Here is a 12,530-nt window from a genome sequence, read left to right on the forward strand (position 1 = left end):
ATTTGTATCTTTACTATATGATATTCTCCCCAGCTTGTGAAAGAATTACGCTTGTAATTTATTCAACACATCATCTAAGCGGACTGTTACAGTCTCAACTCCCAACAAATGAATCGCGTTCGGAAGTTCAGGACCGTGGGTTTGGCCGGTTGTCGCTACACGTACAGGCATGAATAGCTTTTTACCTTTATGGCCCGTTTCTTTTTGCACGGCTTTGATTTGTTTTTTAATATTTTCAGGGGTGAATTCCTCAAGCTCCTGCAAGTTCTTTTTGAACGTTTCAAGGACTTCTGGAACTTGCTCTCCTTCCAACACTTCCATAGCGGACTCGTCGTACTGAATTTCCTTTTTGAAGAATAAATCAGTCAACTCTACAATTTCAGCTCCATAGCTCAATTGTTCTTGGTAGAGGCTAATAAGCTCACGAGACCATTGTGCGTCTTCTTCCGTCATATCTTCAGATAGGCGCCCTGCTTCAATCAGGTAAGGAAGTGCCAGTTCAACGACGCGATCTAAATCCGCAGCTTTTATATACTGGTTGTTCATCCACTTCAGTTTTGCAGCATCAAAGACGGCTGGTGAAGTAGATAAACGTTCGGCGTCAAAAATTTCGACGAGTTCCTCTTGAGTGAAGATCTCTTCTTCGCCCACCGGAGACCATCCAAGCAATGTAATAAAGTTGAAAAGCGCTTCTGGCAAGTAACCGAGGTTTTTATATTGTTCGATAAATTGCAGAATGTGCTCATCCCGCTTACTTAGCTTTTTACGATCCTCGTTCAGAATTAATGTCATGTGACCAAACTTAGGCGGTTCCCATCCGAACGCTTCGTACACCATCATTTGTTTAGGGGTATTGGAAATATGCTCTTCTCCACGAAGGACATGGGTGATTTTCATCAGGTAGTCATCAACAGCAACAGCAAAGTTGTACGTCGGAGTACCATTTTTCTTTACGATGACCCAATCACCGAAATCACTAGATTCAAAAGTGATATCTCCACGAACAATATCATTGAACGTATACGTATGGTTTTCCGGAACACGGATACGAATGCTCGGCTCACGGCCTTCCGATTCAAATCCTGCTATTTGTTCTTCTGTCAGGTCACGATGCGCTCCTGAATATTTCGGTGCTTCGCCACGAGCCATTTGTGCTTCACGCTCAGCTTCTAGTTCTTCGGCTGTCATGTAACACTTATAAGCAAGACCGCGCTCAAGAAGTTCGTCGACGTATTTGTTATAAATATCGAGACGTTCCATTTGGCGATATGGTCCAAACTCTCCGCCCTGGTCCGCACTTTCATCCCATTCGATGCCTAACCACTTCAAATAGTTGAGCTGGCTTTGTTCTCCACCTTCTACGTTTCGTTTTTCATCCGTATCCTCAATACGAATGACTACTTTTCCACCTGCATTTTTTGCATAAAGATAGTTGAAGAGGGCAGTTCTCGCATTACCAATGTGAAGATGGCCCGTCGGACTCGGTGCATAACGCACCCGTACTTCATTTGACATAATTGTTCTCCTTTCGTATTCCGGTCTATATCCTTGACTTATTTTATCATTTTTTGTTTAGGAATGCTGATTATTTTGCAAAAGGACAGACGCTTGTGCGGCAATTCCTTCCTTCCGACCTGTAAAACCGAGCTTTTCTGTCGTCGTCGCCTTAATATTAATACGCCCTGCCTCCACCCGGAGAAGGGATGCTATATTATCGCGGATTTGTTCTATATAAGGGGCCATTTTCGGTGCCTGTGCAATGACTGTACAATCCATATTCCCGAGTTCATATCCATGATCTTTCACCATTTGCCAAACATGTTGAAGGAGTTTCCCCGAATCAGCATCTTTAAAAGCTGGATCCGTGTCAGGGAAATGCTTGCCGATATCCCCCTCTCCAACGGCTCCTAAACAGGCGTCTGCAATCGTATGAAGCAAAACATCCGCATCAGAATGGCCCAGTAACCCTTTTTCATAAGGGATTTCTACTCCGCCGATGATACACGGCCGTCCATCTGTCAATTGGTGGACATCAAATCCTTGACCGACACGAAACATAGGTACATCCCCCACCTTTCCTTTTCTCTGGTTACTTAAATAAGCTTCCGCTTTATGTAGATCTTCCGGAGTCGTCAATTTAATATTGTCATAGCTTCCTTCCACGATAGCAACTTCATGATCCAAGCGCTCGACAAGGGAGGCATCATCTGTGCCGTAGTATCCACGTTTTTTTGCTTCTTCATGCGCTAGTTTAATCAAGTCGTAAGAAAAAGCTTGTGGTGTCTGTGCCGCCCATAATGTACTGCGAGCAAGCGTCTCTAACCTTGTCGCTGCCTTTCGTTTAATTGTATCTGTAACACGGGTAGCCAACAAAGCGGCCTTTTTCCCTCTTGCAGTCTCCGCCAACTCATGTAAAAGCTTTCGAGAAACAAACGGACGCGCGCCATCATGAATAAAGACAGGGACATTTCTATTCTCGACAGCCGTCAGCCCTGCATAGACACTATCCTGACGCTCTGCCCCTCCATCAACCAATCTGACCTCTTTCTGAATCGGAAAATCAGCCAAAAGCTGCTCCATTTGAAATCGTTCCTTTTCATTGGTCACGAGAATGATTTCTTCACACCAATCATCCTGATCGAAAACGGAGAGAGTATGGATGATCAAAGGTTTGTCATCCACTATTAAAAACTGTTTATTACGACCAGTAAGCATACGCTTTCCTTGTCCAGCCGCAAGTACAATCGCTGTATATTTAGTCATCATATCCACCCTAAGCTAATTTAGGCTTTTTTATATAAAATAACAAAAGCGATAACACGCATGTTATCACTTTTGTCATTCTCTATTTGTTTATACCGTTTTTATAACGCTTTTTCAAGTGATTTTGGCTTGGCAAAAATCATCCGGCCGGCAGACGTTTGTAAGACACTGGTGACCACGACCTCAATCGTCTTGCCAATATAATCTTTCCCTTCTTCAACAACGATCATCGTACCGTCGTCCAAGTAGGCAACGCCTTGATTTTGTTCTTTCCCGTCTTTGATCACTTGGATTGTCATTTCTTCCCCCGGAAGCACGACAGGCTTCACAGCATTCGCCAGATCATTAATGTTCAAAACTTGTACATTTTGAAACTCACAAACTTTATTCAAATTGAAGTCATTCGTAACGACGATACCATTCATAACTTTCGCAAGCTTTACAAGTTTACTGTCGACTTCCTGGATCTCTTCAAAGTCGCCTTCATAAATCTCAACATTGACAGGGAGATCCTTCTGTAATCGATTAAGGATATCAAGACCCCGGCGTCCCCGGTTTCTTTTCAATCCATCGGAAGAATCAGCAATATGCTGGAGTTCCTCTAGGACAAATTGTGGTATGACAATCGTACCTTCAAGGAAGTGTGTCTCACAGATATCTGCAATCCTGCCATCAATAATTACACTTGTATCGAGTATCTTTCGCTTTGGAATCAAGGCAGGGTCCACTTTTGCGTTTTCTGGTGCATCGCCCTCTTCCAACTTCTTCTCTTTCTTCGAAACTAGATTCAAAAATTCATCTTTCCTCTTGAATCCTACCCGAAAGCCAAGATAGCCAAGCAACACCGTCAAAGCAATCGGTACAACTTGATTAATAACCTGAATTTGGATATCTTGTACGAAAACATTAACCAGATAGGCGATAAGCAAACCTACAATTAAACCTAAACTACCAAACAGCAAGTCTGCGACAGGAGCCTTTACTAACGAGTCCTCTACCCATCTGATAACATCGACAATATAATCCACGATCCAAAAAGTTAATAAAAATAAAATAAGTGCTCCTAGTACGGCTCCTAAAACAGATTGAATCCAAGTCTGCCAAGTAAGCCCCATGGTTGTAAATAGCTCAGGGAAATAGAGGTAACCGATCGTTCCACCGGTTATGACAATAAACAACTGTACAATACGCTTAAGCACTTGTATTCACCTCCTCAAACACAGTATGACCAAACCTTACAACCATTAACCATATAAAAAAGGAATGATGGTTTTTAACTTAGCACAATTTCCATTTTAAGTCAACGAGTAAAAAAACTATCATATCATACTGTTCACAAATAAGTCAATTTTCTTATATATGTCGATCTACAAACAATTGTTCCTGTATGCGATCCAACCCATCCCGAATCTTCGTAGCCCTGATTTCTCCGACACCGTCGACTTCAACAAGTTCCTTAGGTGAAGCCTGAATCAATCCATCCAATGTCCCGAATCTCCCTACAAGGTGTTCAATGATCAATACAGGGAGTCGGGGGATTCTACTTAAAATTCGATAACCTCTCGGAACGATGGGGTCGGATAATTTAGTGTTAGGTGAGTAACCAAGCAACTTAAGAACCTGTTCATCAGATAAGAGTTCCGTATTTGTAACCTCTTGCATCTTTCTCAAAATGTAATAAGGTTCGTAATCTGGCCGCTTACTGTAGTCCTTCAATAACAAGGATGCTTCATCTTCAATGTTTGATACCAACTCTGTAAGCTGAAGCTGGATCAACCGGCCTTCTGTACCTAACTCATTTACATAGTTCAGAATTTCGGTTTTTGTACGAAGGACCATCTCAATCCTGTGCACCACCTGGACGACCTCAGAAAAGGAGACCATGTTTTCAAATTCCAACGCTCCTAGATTAGTCACGCTCTGATCAAGGACATTCTTATATTTCTCCAATGTCTGGATCGCCTGGTTCGCCTTAGTCAAAATGACACCGATATCTTTCAAAGAGTAACGAAGCGATCCCTGGTAAAGGGTGATAACATTCCTCCGTTGAGAGATGGCAATCACCAGTGAACCAGTCTGCTTTGCTACCCGCTCCGCTGTCCGGTGCCGCATCCCCGTTTCCGTAGAGACGATATCCGGATCAGGCATCAACTGGGCATTAGCAAAAAGAATCCTTGTACCTTCCTTATTCAAAATCAACGCGCCATCCATTTTGGCGAGTTCATAAAGGTGGGCAGGAGTGAAGTCGGACTGGATGTAAAAACCGCCATCGACCAGGTCCCGCATCTCTTCCCCATAACCGAGGACAATCAAGCCTCCTGTTTTGGCTCGCAGTACATTATCGATTCCATCCCTCAGTGGAGTCCCAGGGGCAACCAACTGCAGGATATCTCCAATTCCTTTCTCCTTGATTTCATGCCATTCCATTTATGTTTCCCCCAATGTGACCTTCATCGCTTCCTGAACTGTACTCACACCAATGACTTCTATTTGCGAAGGTGGTGTCCATCCATCCATATTCTTCTTCGGAATGATTACCCGTTTGAACCCCAATTTAGCCGCTTCCTGCACCCGTTGCTCAATCCTGGCAACTCTTCTGATTTCACCAGTTAACCCGACCTCTCCTACAACTACATCATCACCATTCGATGATTGGTTACGGAAGCTCGAGGCGATACTGATGGCGACAGCTAAGTCGATAGCCGGCTCATCTAGTTTGACACCACCAGCGACCTTCACGTAAGCATCCTGGTTTTGCAGTAACAGCCCGGCTCTTTTTTCAAGCACCGCCATAAGCAATGGAACACGGCTAGTATCCAATCCTGTAGCCATCCTTCTTGGGTTTCCGTAAGCAGTCGGGGAAATCAATGCCTGTATTTCAACAAGCACAGGCCTTGTCCCTTCCATAGAGGCTACCACAATCGATCCTGCTGCCCCTTGTGAGCGTTCCTCCAGGAAGATCTCTGACGGGTTCAGAACCTCTTCCAGTCCCTTTTCCTTCATTTCAAAAATACCCATTTCATGCGTACTACCGAAGCGGTTTTTTACACTTCTCAATATCCGAAAAGTGTGATGTCTTTCCCCTTCAAAATAAAGAACAGCATCTACCATATGTTCAAGTAGGCGTGGCCCAGCAATTGAACCCTCTTTAGTAACATGCCCCACTATGAAAATAGGGATACCTTTATTTTTAGCGATTCTCATCAGGTGACTTGTACACTCTCTAACCTGTGATACACTGCCGGGTGCAGACGTCACGTCTTCTTTAAAAATCGTTTGAATCGAGTCGACCACAACGAATTTTGGATCGATCGTTTCTATTTGGTTTATCACATCTTGTAAATTCGTCTCCGACAATACATAGAGTTCATCAGAAGTGATATCAAGTCTTTCTGCCCTCAACTTCGTTTGCCTGGAAGATTCCTCACCTGATATGTAAAGCACAGGATAATCTTTCTTTGCTATTTGCGCAGACACTTGAAGGAGTAGGGTAGATTTCCCAATACCCGGATCCCCACCTATCAAAACTAAAGAACCTGCAACTATACCTCCCCCTAACACACGGTTGAACTCAGGCATATCTGTTGGTAAACGCGGCTCTTTTTGTGATTTAATTTGTGTAATTCTTTCTGGTTTCGTAGTTGCGGAAGTGGAACTAGTTTGGAATACATGGCGCGAATTGGCTGCTGGTGCAGACATTTCTTCAACCAGAGTATTCCATTGACTACACCCAGGACATTTCCCCATCCATTTAGGTGTTTCATACCCACATTCCTGGCAAACGAATTTTGTTTTTCTCTTTGCCAAGACAAAATCGCTCCTCATCTTTCATTTTATACGAAAAAAGTTGTAAACAAGTTTCACAGTCTTATCAATTGTATTAAATCATCTCTATTAAAATCATATCGGAAGAAGAAAAAAATCGGAAGGCAAACCCTTCCGATTTTAAAATAAAGTCAAATTCTCTCTCCGTTATTCAGCTTGTAGACTCTTGTTGAGTGTGAACGACAAAGTTCTTATCATCATCCAGATCGATTTTAACTTTCTGCCCTTTGGCAATGCTTTCTTTCAAGAGCTCTTCCGAAAGTAAGTCCTCTACGTTTTTCTGAATGGCTCGGCGAAGCGGACGGGCTCCGTATTCAGGGTCAAACCCTGACTCTGCGATGTGCTCAATCGCTGCGTCAGACAACGTAAAGTCGATTTCCTGTTCTTGCAGTCGTTTTCTCAATTCTTCCGCCATGAGGACAACGATATCCTTCATGTGTTTTCTCTCCAGAGAGTGGAAAACAATTGTTTCATCGATACGGTTCAAGAATTCTGGGCGGAAGGCTTTTTTCAACGCATCCGTCACTTTAGACTTCATGTCTTTGTAGTCCTGATCCGCTTCTCCCATGGAGAATCCTACATATTTATTTTGTTTCAATTCTTCGGCACCGACGTTCGATGTCATAATCAGTACAGTGTTACGGAAATCGACAACACGACCTTTAGAGTCGGTCAGTCGTCCATCTTCCAGGACCTGAAGTAAGATGTTGAAAACTTCAGGGTGGGCTTTTTCAATTTCGTCAAGGAGGACTACAGAATAAGGCTTGTTACGAACCTTTTCCGTCAGCTGACCTCCTTCATCATATCCCACATAACCTGGAGGGGAACCAACAAGACGTGATGTGCTATGTTTTTCCATATACTCGGACATGTCAATCCGAATCATTGCATCCTCTTCGCCAAACATGCTTTCAGCTAGTGCACGTGCTAGTTCGGTTTTCCCGACACCTGTTGGTCCTAGGAAAATAAATGAACCGATCGGGCGTTTTGGATCCTTAAGGCCCGCCCGAGCACGACGTATAGCTTTAGAAATCGCCTTGACAGCTTCTTCTTGGCCGATCACACGGTTATGAAGAGTGTCTTCCAGATGAAGAAGTCGCTCACTTTCATCTTTAGTCATTTTGGACACTGGGACCCCAGTCCATGTCGATACGACAGAAGCGATATCTTCCACCGTAACCTCTGAATCTTCCTGCCCTTGTTTCTCTTTCCATTCATCTTTCGTCTGTTCCAATTCATCTCTCAATCGCTGTTCGCTATCTCTAAGGGAAGCAGCTTTTTCAAATTCCTGACTCTGAACAGCTGCATCTTTCTCTTTGCGTACTTCTTCAAGCTTTTGTTCAAGCTCTTTCAAGTTCGGCGGTGCTGTATATGAACGCAGGCGAACTTTCGATGCTGCTTCGTCAATCAAGTCGATCGCTTTATCTGGTAAGAATCGGTCTGTAATATACCGATCGGAAAAACGTACAGCAGAATCAATGGAATCATCCGTAATCGTTACTCTGTGGTGTGCTTCGTAACGATCACGAAGACCCTGCAAGATTTGGACGGACTCATCAAGGGTCGGCTCATCTACTTGAATCGGCTGGAATCTACGCTCAAGAGCTGCGTCTTTTTCAATATATTTACGATATTCATCCAATGTCGTTGCACCGATACACTGAAGTTCACCACGAGCCAAGGAAGGCTTAAGGATGTTGGAAGCATCAATGGCCCCTTCCGCTCCACCAGCTCCAATCAACGTATGCAGTTCGTCAATGAATAAAATGATATTTCCAGCCTGGCGAATTTCCTCCATCACCTTTTTCAAACGGTCTTCGAATTCACCACGATATTTAGTACCAGCTACTACTGTTCCCATATCAAGAGTCATAACTCGTTTGTCCCGGAGAATTTCCGGTATTTCATTATTCATAATTTGCTGGGCAAGGCCTTCGGCAATCGCTGTTTTACCAACACCAGGTTCACCTACTAGAACCGGGTTGTTTTTCGTACGACGGCTAAGAACTTGAATGACCCGCTCAATCTCTTTACTTCTTCCTATTACAGGATCAATATTCCCTTCCTTAGCAATCGCAGTCAAATCTCTCGCTAAAGAATCAAGGGTAGGAGTATTCGCATTCGCTGCCTGCGCTCCTGCACTTCCTCCACGACGGTTTTGGCCACCGGTGGATTCATTATTACCTAGCAACTGTAAAACCTGCTGACGTGCCTTATTCAAGCTCACACCCAAGTTATTCAGCACTCTTGCTGCTACACCTTCTCCTTCACGAATCAAACCGAGGAGGATGTGTTCTGTACCGACATAAGAGTGTCCGAGTTTACGAGCTTCATCCATCGATAGTTCAATGACTTTCTTAGCACGCGGAGTATAATGAATCGTTTGGGAGACTTTCTCTCCTTTTCCGATCAACTTCTCCACTTCTTGTTGGATTTTTGAAGCCTCAAGTCCCAATGCCGTCAAAGCCTTAGCCGCAATACCTTCCCCTTCACTCACTAAACCTAGCAGGATATGTTCTGTACCGATGTTGTTATGCCCTAGCCGTACAGCTTCTTCTTGTGCAAGCGCTAATACTTTTTGTGCTCTTTCTGTAAATCGCCCAAACATCATGGACATTCCCTCCTAACATTATTCTTCATTCTCTAATTGAAGTCTTTCTCTAATCAAGGAAGCTCGTCTTATATCCCTTTCATCCGGAGATAAAGTCTCTTTAGCATATTGCTGCAGGAACCCTGGCTGTGTCAGCACCATCAATTCATTCAAGATTGTACGCGGGATATGCTCAATGAATCCCAAATCTATTCCAAGTCGCAAGTCAGAAAGACATCGCGCTGCCTCTTTCGATTCTATGATGCGGCTATGAGTCAACACTCCATACGATCGGAAAATTCGATCTTCTAGTTGAATACCGGAGCGACTCATCAGGGCTTCCCTCGCTTTTCGTTCTTGATCGATCAATTGCTTGACGACACTGTGAAGATCCTCTACGATGTCCTCTTCTGATTTCCCCAGGGTAATCTGGTTGGAGATTTGAAAAATGCTACCGAGCGCTTCACTACCTTCACCATATATTCCTCTTACCACTAACCCCAATTGGTTAATCGCTGGTGTCATACGGTTGATTTGACTGGTCATCGATAAAGCAGGCAGGTGCATCATGACAGACGCTCTCATTCCCGTACCTACATTGGTTGGACAAGCCGTCAAATAACCACGTTTTTCATCAAAGGCGTAATCAACTTTCTCTTCCAGCCAATCGTCTAGTTGAGAAGCTTGCTCTAAAGCCTGATCTAATTGAAAGCCTGGGAAATATAACTGTATGCGAATGTGGTCTTCTTCATTAATCATTATGGAAACTTGTTCATTTTGCGAAATAAGGGAAGCAGACTTTTCCGCTTTTTCTGCCAAATGAGGACTGATCAAGTGTTTTTCTACTAGCACCCTTTTTTCTATTGGCTGTAAATCCTTCATTTGAACAAGTTCAAAATTCTTATAATCTCTGAAAGAATGATTTTGAAACTCTTCCTGAATGAATTCCAACACTTGGCTTAAAGTCTCTTCAGAAGCAATAATCGGAAAAGGATGCTGAGAGAAATTACGAGCAAGTCTGATTCGACTGCTTAATACAATATCACTATCCGGCCCCTCTTGTTTCATCCACGGGCTGATCGCTTCATTCATGAATTGCTGCAAAGACATTACACATCACCATCCTCCCCATTATGCAACTGGTCTTCCAAAGATCTGATCTTATCTCTAACTTTCGCTGCCTCTTCGAATTCTTCCTGCTCAATTAATTGTCGAAGATTAGTTTTATATTCTTCCATTTCCTTTTTAAGGTGTAAATTGCCACCTTCTCGCTTAGGTATCTTACCATCATGTTTGGTGTTACCACTATGAACGCGCCTTAAAATTGGATTCAAACGTTCATCAAAGGTTTCATAACACACCCCACATCCAAATTTTCCTATGCGAGCAAATTCATCATAGGTAAGGCCACAATTATCACATTTGAGTTTTGGTTTTTGGGCGTATGACTGAGGACTTTGCCCTTTTAACGGAGAAGGACCTTCTGAATGGAAAAGCCCTGATAGGAGATCGTTCAGTGTAAAGTTCTCTTCTCCATAATTCATATATCCCTTCTCTTTTGCGCACTTTTCGCAAACATGTATTTCAGATTTCTGCCCGTTGACGACTTGGGTAAGATGAACTGTTGCCGAACGCTGATGACATTCTTGGCACTCCATCCGATTCTCTCCCTTCCCATTCAACATTTATATTTGAGGGTGAACAGCATTGCCGTCATGATGCGTGCACGAACTTCATCCCGCACTGGTAATGAAAAAGCTAATACATCACGATCTATGACGCTACCCAATAATTTACTTTCCCGAGGGGTAATAATTTCATAATCCACTAGCCTTTCAAGCACATCAATGGCCTTGGATTGTGATACGCGGGGGTTAATCAATTCCATCACTTCTTCAATCATCTCAGAGTCTTTTCGGTGTTGGATACGGCTGATACGGATATATCCACCCCCACCACGCTTACTCTCCACTATATAACCTTTTTCCACAGTAAAACGAGTTTTAATCACATAATTGATTTGTGAAGGTACACAATCGAACCTTTCTGCAAGTTCACTTCTTTTAATCTCAATGGCCTCTTGCCGATTTTCCTCTAAAATTCCCTTCAAATACTCTTCAATGACGTCAGATATATTCCGCATGCTCCCTCCCCCTCTTTTGACTTTGACTATCTTTGACTTTAATTTTATTATACTCATTTTCTTTTGTCACGCAACTAATATGTTTATATGAATTACATCTACTATGTTTCCCCTTTTCGATATGAAATAAAACAAAAAAACTACGCAGTTTTAACTGCGTAGTAACTTAAGACTGATGTCCACATTCTTCGACTCCATCCACCATAGTTAATTGGTGGATAAGGTGCGACCGATCATATTTCTGTTTACTATTCAACTCTACAACCACTCGTTTTTGATCTTTATCTAAAGAAACCACATCAATCTTCCTTACACTTAAGCCCATTTGTTCAAAAATAGATAATACCCGATGAACCTGGGTATTTTCCTGAATCGTTATGTGGAAGATGTTTTTTCGGTTCCCATTAAATTTTTCTTTTTCAATTTTATTTAAAAACACCAGACTCATAAGCACAAATATAGTAGTGATAGTAGCGACATCATACATCCCCGCCCCCACTACCAGCCCTATTCCAGCTACTGTCCATATCGAAGCAGCTGTAGTCAAGCCTCTAATTGTCATGCCGTTGACAATGATTGTGCCTGCTCCAAGAAAACCAATTCCACTAATAACGTAAGAAGGGATACGGGCAGGATCAAATCGTACTTGATCATACTGAGTGATGAATTTCTCAAACCCATATAAGGAAAGTAGCATCATTAAACAAGCTCCGACACCCACAAGTATATGTGTTCTGAACCCAGCAGAATGATTTTTCACTTCTCTTTCAAATCCAATAAGACCAGAAAGGATCAAAGCGAAAAACAAGCGGAAAATAAATAATAAGATATCGTCATGGAAAAAATAAGACCAGTTCATGGACGCCCTCCTCTCTTCATACTTATGTAGACCAGCACAAATATAGAAAAAACCAGAAGAATTTTCTTCTGGTTTTCTTATATAATGTGGCGGCGTCCTACTCTCACGGGGGTAAACCCGACTACCATCGGCGCTGAAGAGCTTAACTGCTGTGTTCGGCATGGGAACAGGGTGTGACCTCTTCGCCTTCACCACCACATCACTATAAAGTTTGAGGTGAACCCTCAAAACTGGATAAGGAAACATTCTATGATGAAAAAGTAACTATCTTTTCACGAAAGCTATCTATAGGATAGATAAGTCATCGATCCATTAGTATCCGTCAGCTCCACGTGTCACCACGCTTCCAC

The 12,530-nt window shown here is 42.8% G+C and carries 10 protein-coding genes, 1 rRNA gene and 1 other annotated feature (1 of these 12 running past the window's edge); all 11 genes read right to left on the reverse strand.

The window, feature by feature from the left end:
- Nucleotide 1, reverse strand: a binding site (T-box leader) (it extends 217 nt beyond the left edge of the window).
- 44 nt (nucleotides 2–45) lie between these two features.
- Nucleotides 46–1,515 (reverse strand): glutamate--tRNA ligase, encoded by a 1,470-nt coding sequence (gene gltX / locus BMZ58_RS19505; RefSeq protein WP_075038200.1) that lies wholly within the window; start codon nucleotides 1,513–1,515, stop codon nucleotides 46–48.
- A gap of 57 nt (nucleotides 1,516–1,572) precedes the next feature.
- Nucleotides 1,573–2,766: a bifunctional 2-C-methyl-D-erythritol 4-phosphate cytidylyltransferase/2-C-methyl-D-erythritol 2,4-cyclodiphosphate synthase gene (locus tag BMZ58_RS19510; RefSeq protein ID WP_341864793.1), complete on the reverse strand. Its 1,194-nt coding sequence runs from the start codon at nucleotides 2,764–2,766 to the stop codon at nucleotides 1,573–1,575.
- A 98-nt stretch (nucleotides 2,767–2,864) separates the two neighbouring features.
- Complete coding sequence (locus BMZ58_RS19515; RefSeq protein ID WP_075038202.1) at nucleotides 2,865–3,962, reverse strand: PIN/TRAM domain-containing protein; 1,098 nt, start codon at nucleotides 3,960–3,962, stop codon at nucleotides 2,865–2,867.
- Nucleotides 3,963–4,116: 154 nt separating this feature from the next.
- Complete coding sequence (disA, locus tag BMZ58_RS19520; RefSeq protein WP_075038203.1) at nucleotides 4,117–5,190, reverse strand: DNA integrity scanning diadenylate cyclase DisA; 1,074 nt, start codon at nucleotides 5,188–5,190, stop codon at nucleotides 4,117–4,119.
- The gene (gene radA / locus BMZ58_RS19525) at nucleotides 5,191–6,570 is read right to left on the reverse strand and encodes a DNA repair protein RadA (RefSeq protein WP_075038204.1); all 1,380 of its coding nucleotides are present in this window, start codon (nucleotides 6,568–6,570) and stop codon (nucleotides 5,191–5,193) included.
- Between the two features lie 169 nt (nucleotides 6,571–6,739).
- Entirely contained in the window at nucleotides 6,740–9,199 is a 2,460-nt protein-coding gene (clpC, locus tag BMZ58_RS19530) for an ATP-dependent protease ATP-binding subunit ClpC (protein ID WP_075038205.1), read from the reverse strand.
- Nucleotides 9,200–9,217: 18 nt separating this feature from the next.
- Entirely contained in the window at nucleotides 9,218–10,288 is a 1,071-nt protein-coding gene (mcsB, locus tag BMZ58_RS19535; protein WP_075038206.1) for a protein-arginine kinase McsB, read from the reverse strand.
- Nucleotides 10,288–10,836 carry a protein-arginine kinase activator protein McsA gene (gene mcsA, locus BMZ58_RS19540; RefSeq protein ID WP_075038207.1) on the reverse strand — a complete coding sequence of 183 codons (549 nt, stop codon included), beginning with the start codon at nucleotides 10,834–10,836 and terminating at the stop codon, nucleotides 10,288–10,290. The genes mcsB and mcsA overlap by 1 nt, the downstream gene beginning before the upstream one ends.
- Nucleotides 10,837–10,856: 20 nt before the next feature.
- Nucleotides 10,857–11,321 (reverse strand): CtsR family transcriptional regulator, encoded by a 465-nt coding sequence (locus BMZ58_RS19545; RefSeq protein ID WP_075038208.1) that lies wholly within the window; start codon nucleotides 11,319–11,321, stop codon nucleotides 10,857–10,859.
- 166 nt (nucleotides 11,322–11,487) lie between these two features.
- Nucleotides 11,488–12,180: an MgtC/SapB family protein gene (locus BMZ58_RS19550; RefSeq protein ID WP_075038209.1), complete on the reverse strand. Its 693-nt coding sequence runs from the start codon at nucleotides 12,178–12,180 to the stop codon at nucleotides 11,488–11,490.
- Nucleotides 12,181–12,264: 84 nt separating this feature from the next.
- Nucleotides 12,265–12,379 (reverse strand): 5S ribosomal RNA (rrf, locus tag BMZ58_RS19555).
- Between the last annotated feature and the right edge of the window lie 151 nt (nucleotides 12,380–12,530).

It is taken from the genome of Halobacillus dabanensis (genome assembly GCF_900114165.1).
GTDB classification, from domain to species: Bacteria; Bacillota; Bacilli; order Bacillales; family Halobacillaceae; genus Halobacillus; species Halobacillus dabanensis.